20 protein-coding genes are annotated in these 21,916 nt (G+C 60.5%); 6 read left to right on the top strand and 14 right to left on the bottom strand.

Going from position 1 to position 21,916, the window contains the following annotated elements; translation table 11 throughout:
• Positions 1–37: 37 nt before the first annotated feature.
• From ACP0KA_RS09605 to ACP0KA_RS09585, 5 genes are all read right to left on the bottom strand, one after another.
• Positions 38–820, bottom strand: coding sequence for a DUF4167 domain-containing protein (locus ACP0KA_RS09605; protein WP_424628567.1), 783 nt, complete (start codon positions 818–820; stop codon positions 38–40).
• A gap of 453 nt (positions 821–1,273) precedes the next feature.
• Positions 1,274–2,161: a peptide chain release factor N(5)-glutamine methyltransferase gene (gene prmC / locus ACP0KA_RS09600; RefSeq protein ID WP_424628566.1), complete on the bottom strand. Its 888-nt coding sequence runs from the start codon at positions 2,159–2,161 to the stop codon at positions 1,274–1,276.
• Positions 2,158–3,243 carry a peptide chain release factor 1 gene (gene prfA, locus ACP0KA_RS09595; protein WP_424631544.1) on the bottom strand — a complete coding sequence of 362 codons (1,086 nt, stop codon included), beginning with the start codon at positions 3,241–3,243 and terminating at the stop codon, positions 2,158–2,160. The genes prmC and prfA overlap by 4 nt, the downstream gene beginning before the upstream one ends.
• A gap of 58 nt (positions 3,244–3,301) precedes the next feature.
• Positions 3,302–5,569, bottom strand: coding sequence for a phosphoenolpyruvate--protein phosphotransferase (gene ptsP, locus ACP0KA_RS09590; RefSeq protein ID WP_424628565.1), 2,268 nt, complete (start codon positions 5,567–5,569; stop codon positions 3,302–3,304).
• A 459-nt stretch (positions 5,570–6,028) separates the two neighbouring features.
• The gene (locus ACP0KA_RS09585) at positions 6,029–7,282 is read right to left on the bottom strand and encodes an aspartate kinase (protein WP_424628564.1); all 1,254 of its coding nucleotides are present in this window, start codon (positions 7,280–7,282) and stop codon (positions 6,029–6,031) included.
• A gap of 141 nt (positions 7,283–7,423) precedes the next feature.
• Here ACP0KA_RS09585 and ACP0KA_RS09580 point away from each other — a divergent pair, with 141 nt between their 5' ends.
• The 3 genes from ACP0KA_RS09580 (at position 7,424) to ACP0KA_RS09570 (ending at position 9,722) form a co-directional block, all read left to right on the top strand.
• Positions 7,424–7,891, top strand: coding sequence for a PH domain-containing protein (locus ACP0KA_RS09580; protein ID WP_424628563.1), 468 nt, complete (start codon positions 7,424–7,426; stop codon positions 7,889–7,891).
• Positions 7,892–7,923: 32 nt separating this feature from the next.
• Positions 7,924–8,676: a bifunctional 2-polyprenyl-6-hydroxyphenol methylase/3-demethylubiquinol 3-O-methyltransferase UbiG gene (ubiG, locus tag ACP0KA_RS09575; protein ID WP_424628562.1), complete on the top strand. Its 753-nt coding sequence runs from the start codon at positions 7,924–7,926 to the stop codon at positions 8,674–8,676.
• Between the two features lie 146 nt (positions 8,677–8,822).
• On the top strand, positions 8,823–9,722 hold the full coding sequence (locus ACP0KA_RS09570; RefSeq protein ID WP_424628561.1) for an EamA family transporter: 900 nt from the start codon (positions 8,823–8,825) through the stop codon (positions 9,720–9,722).
• On the opposite strand, the gene ACP0KA_RS09565 is transcribed toward ACP0KA_RS09570, so the two are convergent.
• Genes ACP0KA_RS09565 through ACP0KA_RS09545 form a run of 5 tightly spaced genes read right to left on the bottom strand, consistent with a single transcriptional unit; the run spans position 9,723 to position 12,685 of the window.
• Positions 9,723–10,175: an EamA family transporter gene (locus ACP0KA_RS09565; protein ID WP_424628560.1), complete on the bottom strand. Its 453-nt coding sequence runs from the start codon at positions 10,173–10,175 to the stop codon at positions 9,723–9,725.
• A 23-nt stretch (positions 10,176–10,198) separates the two neighbouring features.
• Positions 10,199–10,672, bottom strand: coding sequence for a DUF1178 family protein (locus ACP0KA_RS09560; RefSeq protein ID WP_424628559.1), 474 nt, complete (start codon positions 10,670–10,672; stop codon positions 10,199–10,201).
• Positions 10,669–11,556 carry a carbon-nitrogen hydrolase family protein gene (locus ACP0KA_RS09555; RefSeq protein WP_424628558.1) on the bottom strand — a complete coding sequence of 296 codons (888 nt, stop codon included), beginning with the start codon at positions 11,554–11,556 and terminating at the stop codon, positions 10,669–10,671. The genes ACP0KA_RS09560 and ACP0KA_RS09555 overlap by 4 nt, the downstream gene beginning before the upstream one ends.
• Positions 11,553–11,828 carry a glutaredoxin 3 gene (grxC, locus tag ACP0KA_RS09550; protein ID WP_424628557.1) on the bottom strand — a complete coding sequence of 92 codons (276 nt, stop codon included), beginning with the start codon at positions 11,826–11,828 and terminating at the stop codon, positions 11,553–11,555. Before grxC ends, ACP0KA_RS09555 begins: the two co-directional genes overlap by 4 nt.
• A 32-nt stretch (positions 11,829–11,860) precedes the next feature.
• Entirely contained in the window at positions 11,861–12,685 is an 825-nt protein-coding gene (locus tag ACP0KA_RS09545) for a ComF family protein (RefSeq protein WP_424628556.1), read from the bottom strand.
• A 119-nt stretch (positions 12,686–12,804) separates the two neighbouring features.
• On the opposite strand from ACP0KA_RS09545, the gene ACP0KA_RS09540 reads away from it, so the two are divergent.
• Positions 12,805–13,647 carry a methyltransferase domain-containing protein gene (locus tag ACP0KA_RS09540; protein ID WP_424631543.1) on the top strand — a complete coding sequence of 281 codons (843 nt, stop codon included), beginning with the start codon at positions 12,805–12,807 and terminating at the stop codon, positions 13,645–13,647.
• A 233-nt stretch (positions 13,648–13,880) separates the two neighbouring features.
• On the opposite strand, the gene ACP0KA_RS09535 is transcribed toward ACP0KA_RS09540, so the two are convergent.
• The 3 genes from ACP0KA_RS09535 to ACP0KA_RS09525 all read right to left on the bottom strand — a co-directional run bounded on the left by ACP0KA_RS09535 (position 13,881) and on the right by ACP0KA_RS09525 (position 16,591).
• A complete protein-coding gene (locus ACP0KA_RS09535) occupies positions 13,881–14,285 on the bottom strand; it encodes a (deoxy)nucleoside triphosphate pyrophosphohydrolase (protein WP_424628555.1) in 405 nt (134 codons plus the stop codon).
• On the bottom strand, positions 14,282–15,523 hold the full coding sequence (gene argJ / locus ACP0KA_RS09530) for a bifunctional glutamate N-acetyltransferase/amino-acid acetyltransferase ArgJ (RefSeq protein WP_424628554.1): 1,242 nt from the start codon (positions 15,521–15,523) through the stop codon (positions 14,282–14,284). The genes ACP0KA_RS09535 and argJ overlap by 4 nt, the downstream gene beginning before the upstream one ends.
• 144 nt (positions 15,524–15,667) lie before the next feature.
• Complete coding sequence (locus ACP0KA_RS09525) at positions 15,668–16,591, bottom strand: peptidylprolyl isomerase (RefSeq protein ID WP_424628553.1); 924 nt, start codon at positions 16,589–16,591, stop codon at positions 15,668–15,670.
• A 332-nt stretch (positions 16,592–16,923) separates the two neighbouring features.
• Between ACP0KA_RS09525 and secA the strand changes: the two genes are divergently transcribed.
• Positions 16,924–19,758 carry a preprotein translocase subunit SecA gene (gene secA, locus ACP0KA_RS09520; RefSeq protein WP_424628552.1) on the top strand — a complete coding sequence of 945 codons (2,835 nt, stop codon included), beginning with the start codon at positions 16,924–16,926 and terminating at the stop codon, positions 19,756–19,758.
• A gap of 123 nt (positions 19,759–19,881) precedes the next feature.
• On the opposite strand, the gene ACP0KA_RS09515 is transcribed toward secA, so the two are convergent.
• On the bottom strand, positions 19,882–20,835 hold the full coding sequence (locus ACP0KA_RS09515) for a cupin domain-containing protein (RefSeq protein ID WP_424631542.1): 954 nt from the start codon (positions 20,833–20,835) through the stop codon (positions 19,882–19,884).
• 216 nt (positions 20,836–21,051) lie between these two features.
• Here ACP0KA_RS09515 and ACP0KA_RS09510 point away from each other — a divergent pair, with 216 nt between their 5' ends.
• The gene (locus tag ACP0KA_RS09510; protein WP_424628551.1) at positions 21,052–21,822 is read left to right on the top strand and encodes an alpha/beta hydrolase; all 771 of its coding nucleotides are present in this window, start codon (positions 21,052–21,054) and stop codon (positions 21,820–21,822) included.
• Positions 21,823–21,916 lie beyond the last annotated feature (94 nt).

Genomic DNA, 21,916 nt, shown 5'->3' with positions numbered 1-21,916 from the left:
CCGGTCGCGTCTTTCGTAATGGGTCTAACGCTTTGGATCAGTCGCCCGCGGAGCCGAGGTCATCGCTCGAGGGCGCAGCGATTTGGCTGTCCGCAGCGCGCGGTCCCGGTGGCCGGCGCCGGCGGCGATGGCCAAAACGTTCGCCGTTCTGGCTTCCGCCAGTCTCATGCCCGTTGGCACTCGGCTGCGGCTGAGCGCCGCCGGTGATGAACGACGGCAGGCGATCGACTTGGTCATTCTCGGAATGCGGAACGGAGGGCTGCTGTTGCGAGCGGTGTTCGCGCTGTTCGCGGTAGTCCTCACGGGGCTGGCGATCTTCGCGCGGCTGGCGGTCTTCGCGGGGCTGGCGCTGTTCGCGCGGCTGCTGCTGATAAGGCTGAGCCTCGCGCGGTTGATATTGCGGTTGGGGCTGAGGCTGCTGAACGGGGACAAATCCGGGTTCGGCGCCGAAGCTTGAATAGCCGTCACTTTCCTCGCCGCTGTCATCCATGTCGACGTCAGTGCGAACCATCGGCTGTTGCTGCTGCGGTTGGCTCTGGCGAAACTGTTCCTGGGCCGCTGCAATCAGGCGGAAATAGTGCTCTGCGTGCTGGTAGTAATTCTCTGCCGCAACCGGGTCGCCCGAGCTCCGCGCGTCGCGGGCCAGCTGGACATATTTTTCAGCGATATGAGAGGCGGTGCCGCGGATTTTGATGTCAGGTCCGTTGGATTCAAACACCCGGGTCATCGGGTTCTGGCCGCGGCGGTTATTATTATTGTTATTGTTATTATTGTTGTTCCGACTGCGCATACGCTTGTTGTTGTTCGGACCGTTTCTCATGTCGTGCCTTTTACCGATTCTGGATAGAGGTGGTTGGTATGCCGGACGCACGGCGCATCGTCCGCATTGAAGCGGAGCCGTCCAGATTCACTTCGACTTTGCCGTGTATCGCGTTCAACAAGGACGCGTTCTCCAAATGCCCGAAGGCAATGAGCCATCTGGGCCGGATCAAATCAGCCTGCACTAGCAAGCATGATGTTCTGCAAGTGAATATTCGAGCGCAATCTTAGGCTTTCGTTCGCTTCGCGGTCTCAAGCTGCGCAGCACTTTCAGCCTTCGCGCTTAACATGACCTGCCTTTTAGGAACCTTTGACCCGGAGGGTATCTCTCGCGAGACGCCTGGCTTCAACCCCATATCCCTTAACGGGAGCCACGACCCTGAACCGATATTGTGGCCGGAACCTAGTCGCTCCGGAGCAATATTCCAAGAGGTTTTTTCTGTTCCAGACACCCTTAAAGGCCCACCTGTTGTCCCACGACAACGCGCTCAATACCGCCCAAATCAGCCCGTGGCGGATGTGGAACGGTTAATCCTGCCGCCTGCATCATTTGGCTCACCTGCCTGCTTTGATCGTACCCAACTTCAACGATCAGCCCGCCCCCCGGTGCCAACAACTTCGCGGCTTGAGGGACGATGATGCGGTAGGCATCGAAACCGTCGGGACCACCATCAAGGGCCAGGTGCGGATCGTTGTCCCGTACTTCTGCATCGAGCGTCTGGATATCCAACGAACGGATATACGGCGGGTTCGACACGATCAGATCAAAAAAACCTGACAATCCGGCAGCGTAGTTGCACTGAATGAAACTTGCGCGATGAGCGATACCGAGCCGCTCGGCGTTCAGCTCCGCCGTTGCAATCGCTTCGCAACTAATATCGGTGCCCGTTCCAATCGCCTGATGGAGCTCGCTGAGCAGCGCCAACAAAATGGCACCAGATCCCGTTCCGATGTCGGCGATACGAATTTCTCCTTCAAAGATGGGATTGCTTCGCACGAATTCAAGTGCGGCTTCGACCACGGTCTCGGTGTCAGGCCGTGGAACAAGTGTCGCTTTTGAAAGGCGCAGATCGAGGCCCCAGAATTCTTTGTGGCCCAATATGCGGGCAATCGGCTCATGTTCGATCCGACGCTTTGCGAAGCTTTCGATAACGCCGGCTTCGACAGGGATAATCTGGCGCGCGCCGTGAACGGCCAGCCCGGTGTGATCAAGATCGAGCGCAGCGCCGATCAGCAATCGTGCGTCGAGTTCCGGCGAATCTATGCCGCTCTCTTTCAAGCGTGCAGCCAGCGTCCGCCGTGCGACGTCAACGCTTAGTCCAGCGAGCTTGGCAGCGGTCACGCCGCGTTGCCCTGTTCGGCGAGCTGTGCGGCCTGATGCTCGGTGGTGAGCGCGTCCACCAATTCGCCCAGTGCTTCGCCCGCGATGACTTGAGGCAATTTGTACAGCGTGAGATTGATGCGATGATCGGTCACGCGGCCTTGCGGAAAATTATAGGTGCGGATTCGCTCGGAGCGATCGCCGGACCCGACCTGTCCTTTGCGTTCGGCCGAACGCTCGGCATCCACGCGCTGGCGCTCGGCGTCGTAAACGCGCGAGCGCAGGATGTTCATCGCCGATGCACGGTTCTTATGCTGCGAGCGGCTGTCCTGCATGTTGACGACGATGCCGGTGGGAATATGGGTGATGCGGATCGCGGACTCGGTTTTGTTGACGTGCTGACCGCCGGCGCCCTGCGCGCGCATGGTTTCGATCCGCAGATCGCTGTCCTTGATGTCGATATCGACATCTTCCGCTTCCGGTAGCACTGCGACCGTTGCTGCGGATGTGTGGATGCGGCCCTGAGTCTCCGTGTCCGGGACGCGCTGTACGCGATGGACACCGGATTCGAACTTGAGTTTGGCGAAGGCGCCACGGCCCTGCAGCTCGGCAACGATTTCCTTGAAGCCGCCCATGGTGCCTTCGCTGGCGGACATCACTTCGACCTTCCAGCCCTGCAACGCTGCAAAGCGCTCATACATCCGGAACAGATCGCCCGCGAACAGAGAGGCTTCGTCGCCGCCAGTACCGGCACGGATTTCCAACATGACGTTGCGCTCGTCCATCGCATCCTTCGGCAAGAGAGCGATGCGGATATGCTGCGCCAATTCATCCCGGCGCGCCTCGAGGTCGGGGCGCTCGCTTTCCGCCATCGCCCGCATGTCGGAATCGGTTTGCGGGTCGGCAATCAGGGACTCGATGTCGGACATCTCCGCCGTTGCCGCGCGATAGGCTTTCACGGCATCGACGACAGGGGTCAGTTCACTCAGTTCGCGGGTGATGCGGACATAGGTGTCCGAATTCACCTGACCGAGCAATTCGGCCTCAAGCGCCGCGTGACGTGCCAGCAAGGTATCAAGTTTGGCTTCAGGCAGCATTTCAATCTCGGTTGGTCAGGTGATTCATAGGCGTAGCGTTCGGCGGATAAGCCAGACAACGGCGCTAAAGCGGAAGCCCTTCAGCCTCGGCGAATTCCATCAGCTTGCTGCGGATCGACAACGAGCCGGTCGGCGCGTCCAGCAGCGGCATCATCATCGCTTCAGCCTTCTTGGCGTTCAACTCGAGAAGCAACGCCTTGACGGGACCATGTGCGGTCGCCGACAGCGACAACGAGCGATAGCCGAGCGCAACCAGGGCCAGCGCGCCAAGCGGCTGTGATGCCATCTCACCGCACAGCGATGCAGATCTTCTGGCCGCATTCGCCTTTCTGACGATGTCGCGCAGCGCGCGCAGGATCGGCGCCGAGAGCGTATCGAAACGATCGGTGACGCGGGAGTTGCCGCGGTCGACAGCGAACATGAACTGGAACAGGTCATTTGAGCCGACCGATACGAAATCGACGCGCTTCAGCAACTCATCCATCTGGTAGAGCAGGGCAGGCACCTCGACCATGGTGCCGACATCAACGCGTTCCGGTAGCGTATGGCCGTGCTGCCTCAAATAGGTAAGTTCACGCTCGATCACCAGCTTCGCCTGATCGAATTCGTCGACCTGCGAGACCATCGGGAACATCACGCGCAGATAACGGCCGCTGGCAGCACGCAGCAGTGCCCGGATTTGTCCGCGCAGAAGCCCCGGCCGGTCGAGGCCGAGCCGGATCGCGCGCCATCCGAGCGCGGGATTTTCCTCGACGATCGTATCCATATACGGCAGCGCTTTGTCGCCGCCGATGTCCAGGGTGCGGAACGTCACCGGCTTGTCGCCGGCGGCATCCAGGACCGTTCGGTAGAGGGCAAGCTGCTCGCTGGTGCGCGGCAGGCTCTGACCGACCATGAACTGCAACTCGGTGCGAAACAGTCCGATGCCCGACGAGCCGGTGTCATCGATGTGCGGAAGGTCGATGACAAGACCTGCGTTGATCATCAATTCGACCGGTTGACCATCCTTGGTCACGCACGGCTTGTCCCGCAGTTCGCGATATTGCTCCTGGCGGCGGGCGCGGAAGCGGACGCGCTCCGCATACGCCGACTGGATTTCCATCGAGGGACGAATGTAGATCGATCCCGAGGTGCCATCGACGATGATCGCGTCGCCCGGGTCGCCGATGCCGGCCGCATTCTGCACTTCGCCAACGGCAGGAATCCCCAGCGCCCGCGCAACGATCGAGACGTGTGAGTTGGCGGTGCCTTCTTCCAGCACAAGCCCGCGCAGGCGCTTGCGGTCGTAGTCGAGCAGCGCCGCGGGGCCCATCGAGCGGGCGATCAGGATGGCATTGTCGGGCAATTGCTCGCGCGACGGCGCGTGATCCTGGCCAACGAGTTGTCGCATCAGCCGGTAACCAAGGTCCTCCAGGTCATGGAGGCGATCACGCAAGTACGGATCGGTCGAGCGCAACATGCGCGCGCGCGTGTCCGATTGAACACGCTCAACAGCGGCTTCCGCGGTGAGACCTGTGGCGACAGCCTCGTGCAGCTTGTGTTGCCAACCCTGGTCGTTGGCGAACATCCGATACGCTTCCAGCACATCGCGGTGTTCGCCGCCCTCGGCAACGTCGCCGCGCTCCAGCATGCGATCGAGATCGGCGCGCAGCTTGAGGATCGCGGTGTCCAGCCGCTTGAGTTCTCTCGGAAGATCTTCGGCGATGTAATTGGTGATGACGACGCGCGGCTCGTGCAGCACGACGTGCCCGAGGGCAATGCCGTCCGAGAGGACGGCGCCGGTCTTGTGCAGCGAATGGCGCGCGGCCGGTTCGGCGCCCGGTTTCGCAATGGCGGACAACTCGCCGGAGGCGATCATTTCCGCGACCACCATGGCGGTGGTTTGCAGCGCCTCGACCTCTTCCTCGACGTACGTGCGGTGGGCGCGGTTCTGCACCACCAGCACCCCGAGCGTGTTGCCCGAACGCAGGATCGGTACCCCGAGGAAGGAATGATAAATTTCTTCGCCGGTTTCCGGACGATACGAGAATGCGGGATGCGACTGTGCGTCGGACAGGTTCAGCGGCGTCGCTTCGCTGGCGACAAGACCGACGAGACCTTCGTGTGCAGTGAGAACCGTCTGGTGGACTGCGTTGCGGTTCAGACCTTCCGTGGCATAGAGCTCAAGCGTGTTGTCGATGCGCAGCACGTAGGTCGAGCAGACCTCCGCCACCATGTTGGCGGCGATCAGCACCACGATCTTGTCGAGGCGGTCCTGAGCGCTGACCGGTTCGGCCATCACTTCGCGGAGCCGTCTCAGCAAGACGCGGGGGCCTCCCAGCGCGCTCCGCATCCGTTGACATCCTTCGCTGCAACTCAAGCGCGGCCCCTTGAGGCCGCGATAGCGTTAACCAGTGGTAAACAAACAATAATTCAGGGCTGCGCACTCTTGGAGCCCGCCAATCCGTGACATTTTCGATGTCAGGATCAGGGACGAAAAAGCAACGGCCTTATCCTGAGGCTATATCGAATCGAGGCTCATTTTGCCAAGCAAAACACTTGCCAAATAACAGCCCTGAGATGGCAGGAAAGGTCGGATTGTCGCAGTGCAGCGAAGGCGCGGAACTGGTGTGGCGTCTCGCAATTGCCGATCACTCTTGCGGCCGGTCTCTTATCGGCAATTGTGAGACAGAAGCCACACCAGCATTTTGACTTTGCTAGTGTCCTTTCGTCTCCGAATAACCGTATGAGCGCGCCGCAAATCGATCGGTTATTCGGAGACGGGACACTAGCGTTCCGCGCCGCACCGAGATCAGGCCTGATCCAGGCCGTACAAGGTATGCAGTGTGCGAACCGCCAATTCCGTGTAAGCGGCATCGATCAGCAGCGAGAACTTGATCTCGGAAGTAGTGATCGCTCGAATATTGATGTTGCGGTCCGAGAGCGCCTTGAAGGCTTGTGCGGCAACACCTGCATGGCTGCGCATGCCGATGCCGATGACGGAAACCTTGGCAACATCGGTCGCGCTGTCGACAGCCTTGTAGCCGATCTTGTCCTTCGCCTTGGTGATGGTGTCCTTGGCGCGGGTGTATTCGGACGCAGGGACCGTGAAGGTCAGATCGGTGGTCTTGCCATCTTGCGACACGTTCTGAACGATCATGTCGACATTGATGCTGGCATCCGCAAGCGGACCGAAGATGGCCGCCGCGACACCCGGTTTATCTTCGATCTGGCGAACGGAGATCTGGGCTTCATCCTTCGAGAAGGCGATGCCGGTGACGACTTGGCTCTCCATAATTTCCTCCTCGCTGCAGATCAGCGTTCCCGGCGGCGTGCCGTGGGCATCAATATCTTCCGGTTTGTCAAAGCTCGAGCGCACGAACACGCGCACGTTGTGCACCATGCCGAGCTCGACGGAGCGCACCTGCAGGACCTTCGCGCCCTGGGACGCCAACTCCAGCATTTCCTCGAACGCAACCTTGTCGAGGCGCTTGGCTTTTGGCACCACGCGGGGGTCGGTGGTGTAGACGCCATCAACGTCGGTGTAGATGTCGCAGCGGTCGGCCTGGATCGCCGCCGCAATGGCCACGGCCGACGTGTCTGAGCCGCCGCGCCCAAGGGTGGTGATGCGGCCGGTCGGCTCATGGATGCCCTGGAAGCCGGCGATGACCGCGACCTCTTTGCGTTCCTTGAAACGCTTGATCAGTTCGCCGCCGTCGATTCCGGTAATACGGGCAGACGCATGGGCGTCGCTGGTCTGGATCGGAATTTGCCAGCCCTGCCACGACCGGGCCTGAATGCCGAGCGCCTGCAGCGCGATTGCGAGCAGGCCGGATGTGACCTGCTCTCCCGAGGCGACAATGGCGTCGTATTCGCGCGCATCGTGCAGCGCCGACGTCTCGGTGGCCCAGGCGACCAATTCATTGGTTTTGCCGGACATGGCCGAGACCACCACGGCGACATCGTGGCCGGCATCCACTTCGCGTTTGACGTGCTGCGCGACGTTGCGAATGCGTTCGATATTAGCGACGGACGTGCCGCCGAATTTCATCACAAGGCGGCCCATGGCGAACGGCGCAGTCCTAGCTGATCTGATTGTTGAGGCGGTTCCGCGCAAAACGACGGTACAACCCTGAAAAGGCGGCTATACATACCCATCGGGTCGCGGGCAAGCAATCCCATCGGAAATTGGGACTTTGAGGTCAGTATGGGGCGTTATATCGACGAGATTCTGCAGCCCGGCGAGAAAGTGCTGTATTCGACAACCATACACGGAATCATCTACGTCCCCGGCCTGCTGTGTCTTTTGCTCGCCGCGATCGGCCTTTTCGGAGCGCAAATGGCCTCAAATGACGGTTTGCAGAAGATTTTGTGGGTGGTTAGCGCATTGCTCGCGGCTATCGCCGTCTTTGAGCTATTGCGAGCCTGGTTTCGGCGCTGGATCGTTGAAACCGACGTGACGTCACTTCGGGTCGTCCACAAGGAAGGTTTCATCAAGCGCCAGACGTTCGAGATGAGCCTGGACAAGATCGAGAGCGTCGATGTCGAGCAGAGTATTGCCGGGCGAATTTTTGGCTGGGGAAACGTGACGGTTATGGGTGTAGGCGAGGGCAGAAAAACGATTAAGATGATCGCCTCGCCGCTCGAATTCCGGAATCACATCACGGCGAGATAGACGTCCGTTCTCATGCGTACGCGGCAGTAGCAATGTTGAGCACCAGTTCGTTATCGGCCTCTACCGTTGACCCCAAGGAAGTCGCGCGCTTCTCGCAGTTGTCCGAGCAGTGGTGGGATCCCAAGGGCAAGATGGCCCCGCTGCACAAGATCAATCCGCTGCGACTCGCCTATATTCGCGACGCGATCTGCCGGAAGTTCGACCGCAATCCCAAAAGCCTGAACTGCCTGTCAGGCCTGCGCATTCTCGATATCGGTTGTGGCGCTGGCTTGCTGTGCGAGCCCCTGGCGCGCCTTGGTGCTCAGGTCGTAGGCGTCGACCCGTCCGAAACCAACATCGCCGTGGCCAAGCTGCACGCGGATCGATCGCATCTTCTGATCGATTATCGCTGCACCACCGTCGAAGACATCAATCCGCGCGAGCGTTTTGACATCGTATTGGCCATGGAAGTGGTCGAGCATGTCGCTGACGTCGGTCTCTTCCTCGATCATTGCGCCGCATTGCTCAAGCCTGCGAGCATGATGGTGATCTCCACCATCAACCGAAATTGGAAGAGCTTCGCGCTCGCCATCGTCGGCGCGGAATATGTGCTGCGCTGGCTGCCGCGTGGCACCCATCAATGGGACAAGTTCGTAACTCCCGCCGAGATCACCCATCATCTCGACCGCAACAAGCTCGCCATCAGCGATCAGGCCGGTGTGGTCTACAGTCCGATTGCGGACAAATGGGGCCTGTCGTCGGATATGGACGTCAACTACATGATGATCGCCGAGGCTGCGGTCTAGACATAAATTGACCAGCCTCCTGTCGTATCCGAGTCCGGATAACAGGTGGTGCAATCCGGGCATGACGGGGTGCCGGTTGACCTGAACCGTCAGGCAGTGGCTTTTATGATTGCTCATCGCCCTGCCTGCTCGGTTGAAATCACATCATGACCCAATTTGTCTGGCTCTGGATTCCCTTCACCCTGATGGGGGCAGCAGGGCAGGTCGTGCGCAACGCCATGCAGCGCGGTTTGACGGCACAGCTCGGAACGTTGGGCGCGACGCACATCCGCTTCCTGTTCGGTTTTCCGTTCTCGCTGATTTTCTTAAGCCTCATTCTCGCAACGACCGGCGACCGGTTGTCCTGGCCGGAGGCGGGATTCTGGCCGTGGCTTGTGACCGGCGGTATGGCGCAGATTATCGCCACCGCCCTGATGCTGATGGCAATGAATGAACGGTCGTTTGTGGTGACCACCGCGTATCTCAAGACCGAGGCCATTCAGGCCGCGGTTTTCGGTTTTGTCTTCCTTGCAGATCATCTCACAGTTCTGAAAGTCGTGGCGATCTTGATCGCCACCATCGGCGTGGTCATCACCGCGCTGCGCCCGGGCGGTGCCAAGGGCTTCGGCAGCCTCAAGCCGACGTTGATTGGCCTTTTGGCAGCGTCATTCTTTGCATTGTCGGCGGTCGGCTATCGCGGCGCGATCCTGAATGTGGCCAATGTCAGTTTCGTCACCGCGGCGAGCCTGACCTTGGTGGCAACGCTGCTGATGCAGAGCATCATCCTGTCCGCGTGGCTGATTGTGCGTGCGCCCGGCACGATGACCGCGATCTTCCGGCTCTGGAAGCCGTCGATGTTCGCCGGCTTCATGGGATCGTTCGCATCGTTGTTCTGGTTTCTTGCTTTCGCGCTCACGGCCGCGGCGAATGTTCGAACGTTGGCGCTGGTCGAAGTGCTGTTCGCGCAGGGTGTCGCGTACTATTCGATGAAACAGCCGATCTCGATGCGCGAGGTGAGCGGCATTGTATTGATTTTGGTCGGCGTGGCGATGCTTGTTGCCGGCTGATTATTTTTTGAGGGCGAGTAACACCGCGCCTGCAGCAATCAGGCCGATGCCGAGCCATCCGCTGGCCGAGGGGCGCTCGCCCAGAAACACGAAAGCGAACAGGGCCACAAGCACGACGCTCAGTTTGTCGATCGGCGCAACGAGCGTCGCGGGCCCGAGCTTGAGGGCGCGAAAATAGCACAGCCACGAGGCGCCCGTGGCCAGCCCGGATAGTACGAGAAACAGCCAAGTTCTGCCGGAGATTGGTCCCGGCGTACGGAACTGGCCTGTGCCGAACAGAATGATTGCGAAGCTCGCCAGCACGATAACCGTGCGGATGAATGTTGCCAGGTCGGGATTGATGTTCTCGACGCCGACTTTCGCGAAGATCGCTGTGAGCGCCGCGAACACTGCCGACAAGAGTGCCCAGAATTGCCAGGAGCCTTGCCACGATGACATCGTTTCAGGGCTCATGGGCAACCCAGCGAGTTCATGGCCTAGTTCCGGTCGTCCGGAAGAATCGGCAGCGGCGCCACCTCGATGCCCTCATCGACCAAAGCCTTCGCTTCTTCCGCGGTGGCTTCGCCGTAAATTGCGCGATGCTCGATGTCGCCGTAGTGCATCTTGCGCGCTTCGTCCGGGAACTTGTTTCCGACGTTGTCGGCGTTCTTCAAAACATGATCGCGCAGCTCTTTGATCTTGGCGATCAACTCGCGCTCCTGCGGCGCCATGACCAGCGATGACGATCCGCTCTCATCTGCGGCGGGAGCAGGTTGTGGCGCTGGCGTTGCCTGCTTCGATTTGCCTTTGGTCGCAATCCGCGGAGCCATGATCGCTTTTTCGACTTTGGTCGAATCGCACATCGGACACGCGACGAGGCCGCGCTTGCGCTGGCTGTCGTAAGCGGACGAACTTTGAAACCAGCTTTCGAAATCGTGGCCGCGCTCACAGCGCAACGCGTAGCGGATCATGCCGATCCTCGCACAAGGTGCAGATGGTCCGGACCTGCCTTCGGGTCGGCCAGAGTGAAGCGGCGGCCATGCTGCAGGGACGGAATGGTCTTGCGAACGGTCGCGACTTTCGCCGGGTCGATCTTCGCCAGGATGACGCCGGTTTCCGTGCCGGCTTCGGCGAGGATTTCACCCCAGGGATCGACGATCAGCGAATGGCCGTAAGTTTCCCGTCCGCTTTCATGCTTTCCGGCTTGAGCTGCGGCGAACACGAAGCATCCGTTCTCGATGGCGCGGGCACGCAACAGCGTGTGCCAGTGTGCCTGTCCGGTGCGAACCGTGAACGCCGATGGAACCGAAATGAAAGCCGCGCCGGCTTCGGCGAGCGCACGGTAAAGCGCGGGGAAGCGCACATCGTAACAGATCGTCAGGCCGAGGCGACCCCACGGCAGATCCGAGATCACCGCCGTTTCGCCGGGTTGATAATTCGCGGACTCGCGGTAGCTCTCGCCGCCGTCGAGTTCGATATCGAACATATGGATCTTGTCGTAGGTGGCGAGAATGTCGCCGGTCGGCGCAATCAGGAACGATCGATTGACGGCACGCTCCGGCGTGGCCCTGAGGGCCAGAGATCCGATGTGAAGGTAGATCTTCAGTTCGCGCGCGAGCTCACGATAAGCCTTGAGCGAAAGGTCGTCCTCCTGGCTCGCGAGAACTTCGAACAGGCCTTTGCGGTTGACCTGAATGATGTTGCTCACTTCAGGTGTCTGCACGTAGTCGGCGCCCTTGGCCTTGGCCTCACGGATCAGCTTGATCCCTTCGGCAAGGCTCGTCTCTGGCAGCATCGCGGTGCGCATCTGCACCATGGCTGCGGTAAACGGAGCGCCGGCTTCAATCGTGCTCATGACGAAACCTTCTGGCCATCGAGCAAGCCGTCGAGCTTGCCCTCGCGATCGAGCGCATAGAGATCGTCACACCCGCCGATATGCGTCCTGTCGATGAAGATCTGCGGGAATGTCGCGCCACCCTTGGCGCGTTCCACCATCTCCGCGCGCCATGACGGATCAACCGACACGTCGAATTCCTTAAAAGCAGCCTTCTTCCGGGTCAGAAGGGACTTCGCAGCACTGCAATAGCCGCAGCCGGGGCGGGTATAGATTTCAATCTCAGCAGGCATGTTGTGTCTCGACAAGGGTGAAAGAATGCAAATTATATGGGGGCCTTGAACGTGTCCACAACCCGCGCGAACACCAGCACGTCCACCTGCGCAGCCCTGGCCCGCAACAGCGCGCGGGCGCAGGCATCGAGCGTCGCGCCCGACGTCAACACATCGTCAACCAGGACAATGCGTCGGCCTTGCACGGAAGATTTTTTCTCCAAAGGCACCTTGAACGCGCCCTGCACGTTGAGCGCTCGCTCGGATTTGGACAATCCGATTTGCTGCAGCGTCGGACGGACGCGTTGCAGGGCGTTGCCGATGACCGGCAAGCGGGTTTCACGGCTGATGATGTTGGCCAGGGCGCCGGACTGGTTGTAGCGGCGGCTCCAGCTCCGCCGCCAATGCAACGGCACCGGGATGAGGGCATCCGCCTCGTTGAGGAGCTCGCGACCGGCGCGGGCCATCCAGCGTCCCATGGTGGGAGCAAGGTCCGTCCGATCCTGATACTTCAGCGCATGGACCAGGGTCCGTGCGACATCGTCATAGCGCACCGCGGCGCGGGCGCGCTGGTAAGCCGGCGGCTTCGCGATGGCTTCCATCGAAAGGAAACCCGGGCCGGGGTCGTAGACAAAGGGAATCCCAAGCCGGACGCAGAATGGCGGTGCGATAAACGACAGCTTGGCCCAGCAGGTGGCGCATACGCCTTCACCGGCGACAGGCTCGTGGCAGGACACACACAGGGTCGGCAACGCGATATCCAGCGCCGCGCGCGGAATGGCCATGCACGCGTCCCGACAGCCCTTGAGCACGCGAAACACCCCGTCCCGTACCCGGGCCCTCAAAGGATGCGATGCTGTCTGGTCCAATCCTGACATATCTCCCCCGCAAATGAAGGCTAAACGGGAGATACGGTTGGCTCAAGTGGGCTTTCGGCGCGCGAGAGCTTTCGGCGATTGTCAGACGACGGTGCAAGACGTACCAACGGCCCATGACGATGAATGATAATCCTCCGCGCCTGTTTGACCGCACCTTGCTCGACCAGCGCCAGCGTCGCGCGACGAGGCTCGGGCCCGCGACATTTTTGCTGGATCGCGTGGCCGAGGATTTGGCGGAGCGCCTGCATGCCGTGCTGCGCGAGTTCTCCAATGGCGTTGATCTTGGTACGCCGGGTGATCAGGTGCGCAGCGCGATCGACGCGAGTGTGCGGCAACTGGCGGCGGTCGCTTTGCAGGCATCCGACAGCGAGCCCTTGCCGCTGGCTCCGCAATCCATCGATCTTGCGGTCTCGGCGTTGGCTCTGCAGTTGGTGAATGATCTGCCGGGCGTGCTGGCGCAGGTGCGCCGCGCCCTCAAGCCGGATGGACTGCTGCTCGCGGCATTGATCGGTGGCGACACCCTGACAGAGCTGCGGCAATCCTTCGCTGCGGCTGAAGCCGAAGTCGAAGGCGGGGTATCGCCGCGCGTCGCGCCATTTGCCGATCTGCGCGATGTCGGTGCTCTGCTGCAGCGTGCGGGTTTTGCATTGCCGGTCACGGACGTGGATCGCATCGTGGTGCGGTACGACAATGCGTTCGCACTCATGCATGACCTGCGGCGCATGGGGGCGACCAATATTCTGACCGAGCGTCGCCGGACGCTCTCTCGCCGGGCCACAATGCTGAAGATGGCGCATGTCTATGCGGAGCGCTTCGCCGATCCCGACGGGCGCATTCGCGCCACGTTCGATATCATCTGGCTCTCGGGATGGGCCCCTCACGAAAGCCAGCAGAAGCCGCTCAAGCCGGGCTCGGCGAAGATGAGCCTGGAGGCTGCGGTGAAAGGCAAATCGAAGACGTGAGGCTTTTGCTGGTGTGATGCGCTGGGGTTGCGTGTGCATCATCACTAGAGTCCCGATTCCGAAGTTCGCATCATTCCGCGGCTCGTTCGTCTGCGAACGTCGGAATCGAAGGACTCTAGCAAGTTATTGTTCTAGTGTGGCTTTGGTTCTGAAGTCCGCATCCCGGACTCGCCGCACGAATGATGCGGACTTCAGAACCGCCACACTAGCTTTCCGCGTGCAACGCGTGCGCGTCACAGAAGCAGATCGGTGAGGTGCGGAATGAGGGGAATGTCGGCCGGCGGCATCGGGTAGTCGCGCAGTTTGTTGGCGCGAACCCATGCGAGATTTTGACCTTCGCGCGCGGTGACGATGCCTTCCCACTTCCGGCAGATGTAAAGCGGCATGAGCAGGTGGAAAGTATCATACGCGTGGCTGGCGAACGTCAGCGGCGCGAGACACGGCTCCTGCACCGTGATGCCGAGCTCTTCGGCGAGCTCGCGGATCAATGCCGGTTCGGGCCGCTCGCCGGGCTCGAGCTTCCCACCTGGAAACTCCCACAGTCCGGCCAGTGCTTTTCCTTCGGGACGCTGCGCGATGAGGACGCGGTTATCGGCGTCGATCAGCGCGCAGGCGACAACGAGGGTGAGTTTGATCACGACCGGTAGTCGCCGTTGATCGTGACATACTCCTTGGTGAGGTCACATGTCAGCACGCGGTCGGTTCCCTTGCCGAGACCGAGGCTGACCTTGATCTGGATTTTCTGTTGCTTCATCAGCGCGGAGACTTCCGCTTCGTTGTAGGACGGATCGCGCGCGCCCTTGGTCGCGACGCGAATGCCGTTGAACGAGATCGACAGTTTATCGCGGTCGGCCGGCTCGCCGGCTTTGCCGACGGCCATGACGACGCGGCCCCAGTTGGCGTCCTCGCCGGCGGCCGCGGTTTTCACCAGCGGCGAGTTGGCGATGGACATCGCAATCTTGCGCGCGGATTTCTTCGACGTTGCACCCTCAACGATGATCTCGATCAGCTTGCGTGCGCCTTCACCGTCGCGTGCAACCTGCTCGGCGAGATCCGCCAGCACGCCATGAAACGCCTTCGTGAACGCCTTCAGCTTGGGGTCGGCGGCGCGGGTGATTTTCGGTGCGCCATTGGCTGCGGCTGCACCGGTCGCAAATGCGAGCAGGGTATCGGACGTCGAGGTGTCGCCGTCGATCGTCACCGCGTTGAAGGTGTCTTCGACACCGGTCTTGAGCAACGACTGCAGCACGCCTGAGGAGATCGGCGCGTCCGTGAAGATAAATGACAGCATGGTCGCCATGTCCGGCGCGATCATGCCGGCGCCTTTCGCCATGCCGTTGATGTGGACTTCCGTTTTGCCGATCTTGACCGTCGCGGTCGCGACTTTGGGGAAGGTGTCAGTAGTCATGATGGCGCGGGCGGCATCATGCCAACCACCCTCTGCCGCGCTCTGCACGAGGTTATCGAGCACGCCGTCGAATTTCGTTGCGTCAAGCGGCTCACCGATGACGCCGGTCGAAGCCAGGAAGATCCTGGCCGGTGTCGTTCCCGCTGCTTTCGCGGCGATTGAGGCGGTCAGAGTAGTGGACTGCTTACCGCTTTTGCCGGTGAAAGCGTTGGCGTTGCCGGAATTGACCACTAGTGCGCGGGCTTCGCCGCCCTTCAGCTTCGCGCGGCACCAGTCCACTGCGGCGCTCGGGCACTTGGACTTGGTGAACACGCCCGCGACGGCGGTGCCTTTGTCGAACAAGGCCAACAGGACGTCGGTGCGGTCCTTGTAACGAATGCCGGCTGCGGCGGTCGCAAGGCGCACACCGGCGATCCGCGGCATATCAGGAACGTGGGTGGGGGCGAGAGGCGAGACCGTTGTCGACATTGAAATCTTCCGGATTTGAGACTGGGCGCATCAAACGCATCAGGCGGGTGAATCGCAAGGTCGAAAAAGGCTGAAATGAAAAATGCCCGGCGCGAGCCGGGCATTCTCTGTCTCGGAATGTCACAGATGACGAAACCGTGACGCTTATTTTTTCTTCATCATGGCGCCGCCCGGGGCGGCCTTTGCGTCCGGAGCCGGCGTGGCTGCCGCTGCGGGCTCGTCCTTCTTGTCGAGGCGCTCGATCTTCGCGGCTTCACGCAGCTTGGTGACGTAGTCGGACTGCGCCTTACGAACGACGAAGGACTCGATCTGCGGCTTCACCTGGTCAAATGGCGGCGGCTTGCGGTCGCGCTTTTCCTCGACCTTGATGACATGCCAACCGAACTGGGACTTCACGGGATCGGAAATCTTGCCGGGCTCGAGTGCAAAGGCGGCCGCGGAAAATTCCGGCACCATTTGTTCCTTGGTGAAGAAACCGAGGTCGCCACCGTCCGCGGCGCCTGGATCCTTCGACTTCTTCTTGGCGAGTTCCGCGAAGTCGGCGCCCTTCTTGAGCTCTTCGACGATCGCTTTCGCCTCTTCCTCGGTCGGAACGAGGATATGCCGTGCATGGACTTCCTTTTCGCCGGAAACCTGCTTGGTGGCGTCCTCGTAGACCTTCTTCATGGCCTCGTCGGTGACTCCGGCCTTGCCCTCGGTGTTGAGGATGCTGTCCATCAAGAGCCGGTCCCGGGCAAAAGAAAGCTTCTTCTTGAAGTCGGCGCTGTCGCCGACTTTTTTGTCCTCGGCGGCCTTGGCGACGATTTTCATGTCGATCAGGAAAGAAATCAGGTTTTCGCGGCGGGTGGCGGGGTCCATCTGCTGCAGGCTCGGTCCAAGCTCTTCCTCGGCAACCGTCAGGTCGCTCTGGTGGATTTCCGCACCGTTAACCTTTGCGATCACGGGGTCGGCATTTTGCGCGTACAACGGCTGGCCGGCCATCAAGAGAACCGCGAGACAAGTTGCCGCGGCGGTCGAGAGCAGGCCGGATCGCGTACTCAGGGCCGTGCGGGGTTGAGAAACAGTCATGGAAAATCCTTATGGGTCAAAGTCGGACGGTTCGGGACGGCGGACACTCGCCCAACCATTGCCGAGAAGCAACGCGAAAAAGCCGCCAAAATCATGAAATCCTTGACAGGTTCGCGCGTTGACAAGGCTTGGAGCCGCCCATATCTCTCCGCACGGGATCTTGAGGCTGCTGTGGGACAATGCCGCGGTTGACCACGTGAACCCCGGAATTCGTTTCCCGCACTCATCTGCAAGGGTTTGCTCCCGCAAGGAATTCTGGGAATACGCCTCTCACGGGTCAATGGCCGCGGTTTCCGTGGCCGCAACGCCAAACTGCAAGACAGGAATTTTCGATGCTCGGTGCGCTCGCCCGCAAGTTTTTCGGCTCTGCCAACGACCGGCGAATCAAAGGCTATCAGTCTCGCGTCAATGCCATCAATGCACTGGAGCCCGAAGTTTCGGCATTGTCCGACGAAGCGCTGAAGGCGCGAACTGTCGAATTCCGCAAACAGATCGCCGAAGGCAAGAGCCTTGACGATTTGCTGGTGCCGGCCTTCGCAACTGTTCGGGAAGCTGCCAAGCGCGCCCTCGGCCAGCGGCATTTCGATGTCCAGCTCGTCGGCGGCATGGTTCTGCACGAGGGCGACATCGCCGAGATGAAGACTGGTGAAGGCAAGACGCTGGTCGCGACCCTGCCGGTCTATCTCAATGCGCTCGCGGGCAAGGGCGTTCATGTGGTCACGGTCAACGATTACCTGGCCAAGCGCGACTCCGACTGGATGTCCCAGGTCTACGGCTTCCTCGGCCTTACCACGGGCGTGATCGTCCACGGCCTCGACGATGCCGAGCGGCAAGCCGCCTATGGGTGCGACATTACTTACGGCACCAACAACGAGTACGGTTTCGACTATCTGCGCGACAATATGAAGTATCGCCTGGAGGACATGGTCCAGCGCGGGCACTTTTTCGCGATCGTCGACGAAGTCGACTCGATCCTGATCGACGAAGCCCGCACGCCATTGATCATTTCCGGCCCGCTCGATGACCGGTCCGACTTCTACAACACCATCGACACCTACATCCCGAAGCTCGAGAAGACCGCAGACTTCGAAGTCGATGAGAAGCAGCGCACCGTCACGCTGACCGAAGCCGGCATGGAGAAGATCGAGACCCTGCTGCGCGATGCCGGACAGCTCAAGGGCGACTCGCTCTACGACGTCGAGAACGTCTCCGTCGTTCACCATGTCAATCAGGCGCTCCGCGCGCATTCGCTGTTCACCCGCGACAAGGACTACATCGTTCGCGACAGTGAGGTCGTCATTATCGACGAATTCACCGGCCGCATGATGCCGGGCCGGCGTTATTCCGAAGGTCTCCATCAGGCGCTGGAAGCGAAGGAACATCAGCCGGTTCAGCCGGAGAACCAGACGCTCGCCTCGATCACCTTCCAGAACTATTTCCGCATGTACGAAAAGCTGGCCGGCATGACCGGTACGGCGGCGACCGAAGCGGACGAACTGTTCGACATCTACAAGCTCGAAGTCATCGAGGTGCCGACCAACCTGCCGATCGCGCGTCTCGACGAGGACGATGAGGTCTATCGAACGGCCGAGGAAAAGCACCGCGCCATCCTGGCGGAGATCGAGCGCGCCAATGCGCGTATGCAGCCGGTGCTGGTGGGTACGGCTTCGATCGAGAAGTCGGAAGTGCTCGGTGAGTTCTTGAAGAAGAACGGCTACAAGCTGATCGATTTCGGCAATCCGAAAGCGATGGAAAAGCTGTACGCAGCCGCGCGCGCAGGCAAGCCAGCGAAGCTGTTCGCGGTGCTGAATGCACGTTTCCACGAACAGGAAGCTTATATCGTCGCCGAAGCTGGTGTTCCGGGTGCGATCACCATCGCGACCAACATGGCCGGCCGTGGTACCGACATCAAACTCGGTGGTTCGCTCGAAATGCGCGTTGCGCAGGAAACGGCGGACATCACGGACGAGGCCGAGAAGCAGGCGCGGATCGCACAGATCAAGGCTGATATCGAACGTTTTCGCGAGATCGTGTTGAAGGCGGAAGAAACGATCGAAATTGAGCCGGCGAAGGGCAGCAGGCCGGCAAAGACGATCACCAAGCCGGGTGGTCTCTACATCATCGGCTCCGAACGTCATGAATCACGTCGTATCGACAACCAGCTGCGGGGCCGCGCCGGCCGCCAGGGTGACCCGGGCCGCACCAAGTTCTACCTGTCGCTGGAAGACGACTTGATGCGTATCTTCGGCTCGGACCGGCTCGACACCATGTTGACGCGTCTCGGCCTGAAGGAAGGCGAGGCGATTATCCATCCGTGGATCAACAAGGCTCTCGAAAAGGCACAGCAGAAGGTCGAAGCGCGCAACTTCGACATCCGCAAGAACCTCCTCAAGTTCGACGACGTGCAGAACGATCAGCGCAAGGCGATCTTCGAGCAGCGTGTTGATCTGATGCGCGATCAGAATGTCGCCGAGACCGTGGCGGACATGCGCCATGCCCTGGTCGATGATCTCGTCACCAAGCACATCCCCGAGCACGCCTACGCCGAGCAGTGGGACATCGAGGGCTTGGACGAAGAATTAAAGCGCGTGCTGGACCTGGATTTGCCGATCGAGGACTGGGCCAAGGAAGAAGGCATCGCCGACGAAGAAATGCTGGCGCGTATCGAGAAGCGCGTCGATGAACATATGGCGGCGAAGTCGGCGCAGTTCGGCCCGGATGTCATGCGCTATGTCGAGAAATCGATTCTGCTGCAGACGCTGGATCATTTGTGGCGCGAGCATCTGGTCATGCTGGATCACTTGCGTCAGGTGATTGGCCTGCGCGGCTACGGCCAGCGCGATCCGTTGCAGGAATACAAGTCCGAAGCGTTCGCGTTGTTCGAAGGCCTGATCGCGCACCTGCGTGAAGCGGTCACGGCACAGCTCGTGCGGGTTGAGATCGTTCCGCCGGAAGAGCAGCCGGAATTGCCGCAGATGGAAGCGCACAAACTCAACCCGAACACGGGTGAGGACGAGATGTCGTTTGCGGCGGCTTCACTCGCACCGGTCCCGGCGTCGGAGCGTGATCCGCAGAATCCTGCCACATGGGGCAAGATTGGACGCAACGAGGATTGTCCTTGCGGTTCAGGCAAGAAGTACAAGCATTGCCACGGACGCTACGTCTGAGGGGATGTCGCTCGAATTGAGTTCGAAGAAAAGAAGCCGGTCGAAAGACCGGCTCCTAGCTTGAATGTGGAGATCACCAAAAGGGCGATTCCACGGAATTCGCGCAAATCAACCGGGCCAAGATCAATCGGCGACTGCTGCTTCCTGCGCGTCTGCGCCGCTGTCAGAGCGTCGAGCTGCTCGGTACCGGCCCGGCGATAGGCCGTGATGTCGATGGAACAGCTTCGAAAACGCCGCCGCTGTCTCGTAACCAACCCGGCTGGCAATCCGTGCGATGGGCTCATCGCTGGTTTCCAGCAGAAACCCCGCCTCCGCCATCCGGCGTTCGATCACATAACGATGCATGGATTGGCCGACGAGCTTGGTAAAGCGCGCCGAAAATACCGAGCGGCCGAGTCCCACGCGCTGGCCAAGGTCGCTTAGCGTCCAGGGCCGCTCCGGGTTTTCGTGAATCAGCCTGAGTGCCGGTCCGATATGCGGGTCAGATATGGCGCCGAGCCAGCCGCCTTCTCCGGGACTGAGGGACGCGATCCAGCTTCGGAGCACCTCGACAAAGAGCACTTCTGTCAGTCGTGAAAGCGCGACGCGTTGGCCTGGACGCTCGAACGCGGCTTCGCTGACCATGCGGCGCAGGATTGCTTCAAGCCAACCAGCGTCCGCCGTCGGCTTCAGCAGGAGCACGGGCGGAAGTAACTCCAGCACGCTACCAAATAGCGGCCGTGAAACTGTGAAGTTGCCGCAAATCATGGTCGAGAGCGGCTTTGCACGGCCGCCGTGACGAACGACACCAAGGCGCGGGGACGGTCGATCGATATCCATAATCCGCAAAGGCTTGGCCCGGCGATCCGAATAAAACGCATGGGGCTCTCCGCGTGTGATGACGACAAAATCGCCCTCACTCATCTGGATTTCCTGCCCATGTTCGAGCGCGAGGGTCGCTGAGCCCTCGCTGACATAGTGAAACAGAGCGTATCGGCGCTCCGGCAACTCAAGATGCCAGGGATGGCCGAGCTCGAAGTGAAAGAGCAGCGACCCGCCGAGACGAACGCGATCGAGCACTTGGGCGAGGATATCCATGCCGCCGAGATTAGACCCCCGTACGATCGGACACAACATCTGGACGATTGATCTCTATCGTCCGGAAAGTCCGCACAATAGGTCATGTCGCGGCGGGCCGCCGTTACGAGCGGCAACCATTTCGCCAATTGCAGAATGGAAGAACCGCGACATTGCTGGAAACGCCTGTCCATTCCCCCGGACCGTGTTTGTCCGACATGCCAACAGGAACAATGAATGCGAAATCTCCTCCTCTCAGCCGCCACCGTACTCCTGGCCGGAACGACATTGGTCGGCTCCGTCCATTCCGCGGAACTGCCCAAGGGAGCAGCCCATAACATCGTGCTCGTGCACGGCGCTTTCGTGGACCAGACGAGCTGGCAGCCCGTTGCCGATATTCTCACGAAGAAAGGCTACAACGTCACGCTCGTCGAAAATCCGCTGACCTCGCTTGCTGCAGATGTCGATGCCACCAAGCAGGCGCTCGCGAAGCAGAATGGCAAGACCGTCCTCGTCGGCCACTCCTGGGGCGGCGTGGTCATCACGCAAGCCGGGAACGATCCCAAGGTCTCGGCGCTCGTTTACGTCTCCGCTTTCGCGCCTGACGTGGGACAATCCCTGGCGATGCTTGCCAAGAGCGGTCCGGCGACCGAAGGTGGCGCGGCGATTCATCCCGACGACAAAGGCAATCTGTACATCGATCCAAAGGTGTTTCCTTCGGCGGTCGCAGCTGACCTTCCCCCGAAGATCGCCGAAGCCCTGGCGAACCATCAGCTTCCGTTGAACCACACGGCGTTCGAGGCACCGGTCGATGTTGCCGCCTGGAAGGACAAGCCGACGTTCTACGTGATCAGCACCAAGGACAAGGTGATCGCACCCGAGGCTCAAAAGTTTTTTGCCACGAGGATGAAGGCGCAGGCGACGGAAGTGGCCGGCAGCCATGCTTCCCTCGTCGTTCATGCCAAGGACGTCGCTGCGGTGATTGAAAAGGCCGCACTCGTGAAGTGACGGTACCGCTCCCGGCGTAAAAGCGCCGGGAGCGCGCATGCTCGCTCAGACAGATAATGAGTAACTCATACCAATCGCAGAACGGGACGGGCGT

The organism is Bradyrhizobium sp. SYSU BS000235, assembly GCF_049747295.1.
In the GTDB taxonomy this organism is placed as follows: Bacteria; Pseudomonadota; Alphaproteobacteria; order Rhizobiales; family Xanthobacteraceae; genus Afipia.
This window is presented reverse-complemented; position numbering and strand designations above follow the sequence as displayed.

Bases quoted from the DNA above. Each gene is read 5' to 3' on its own strand.
- grxC (WP_424628557.1), bottom strand. From the start codon at position 11,828: ATGCCTGCTGAGATTGAAATCTATACCCGCCCCGGCTGCGGCTATTGC.
- argJ (WP_424628554.1), bottom strand. From the start codon at position 15,523: ATGTCGACAACGGTCTCGCCTCTCGCCCCCACCCACGTTCCTGATATG.
- ACP0KA_RS09515 (WP_424631542.1), bottom strand. From the start codon at position 20,835: ATGGATATCCTCGCCCAAGTGCTCGATCGCGTTCGTCTCGGCGGGTCG.
- ACP0KA_RS09510 (WP_424628551.1), top strand. From the start codon at position 21,052: ATGCGAAATCTCCTCCTCTCAGCCGCCACCGTACTCCTGGCCGGAACG.
- ACP0KA_RS09540 (WP_424631543.1), top strand. From the start codon at position 12,805: ATGAATGATAATCCTCCGCGCCTGTTTGACCGCACCTTGCTCGACCAG.
- ptsP (WP_424628565.1), bottom strand. From the start codon at position 5,569: ATGCGGAGCGCGCTGGGAGGCCCCCGCGTCTTGCTGAGACGGCTCCGC.
- ACP0KA_RS09580 (WP_424628563.1), top strand. From the start codon at position 7,424: ATGGGGCGTTATATCGACGAGATTCTGCAGCCCGGCGAGAAAGTGCTG.
- ACP0KA_RS09555 (WP_424628558.1), bottom strand. From the start codon at position 11,556: ATGAGCACGATTGAAGCCGGCGCTCCGTTTACCGCAGCCATGGTGCAG.
- ACP0KA_RS09525 (WP_424628553.1), bottom strand. From the start codon at position 16,591: ATGACTGTTTCTCAACCCCGCACGGCCCTGAGTACGCGATCCGGCCTG.
- ubiG (WP_424628562.1), top strand. From the start codon at position 7,924: ATGTTGAGCACCAGTTCGTTATCGGCCTCTACCGTTGACCCCAAGGAA.
- ACP0KA_RS09565 (WP_424628560.1), bottom strand. From the start codon at position 10,175: ATGAGCCCTGAAACGATGTCATCGTGGCAAGGCTCCTGGCAATTCTGG.
- ACP0KA_RS09585 (WP_424628564.1), bottom strand. From the start codon at position 7,282: ATGGGCCGCCTTGTGATGAAATTCGGCGGCACGTCCGTCGCTAATATC.
- ACP0KA_RS09570 (WP_424628561.1), top strand. From the start codon at position 8,823: ATGACCCAATTTGTCTGGCTCTGGATTCCCTTCACCCTGATGGGGGCA.
- ACP0KA_RS09560 (WP_424628559.1), bottom strand. From the start codon at position 10,672: ATGATCCGCTACGCGTTGCGCTGTGAGCGCGGCCACGATTTCGAAAGC.
- ACP0KA_RS09545 (WP_424628556.1), bottom strand. From the start codon at position 12,685: ATGTCAGGATTGGACCAGACAGCATCGCATCCTTTGAGGGCCCGGGTA.
- ACP0KA_RS09605 (WP_424628567.1), bottom strand. From the start codon at position 820: ATGAGAAACGGTCCGAACAACAACAAGCGTATGCGCAGTCGGAACAAC.
- secA (WP_424628552.1), top strand. From the start codon at position 16,924: ATGCTCGGTGCGCTCGCCCGCAAGTTTTTCGGCTCTGCCAACGACCGG.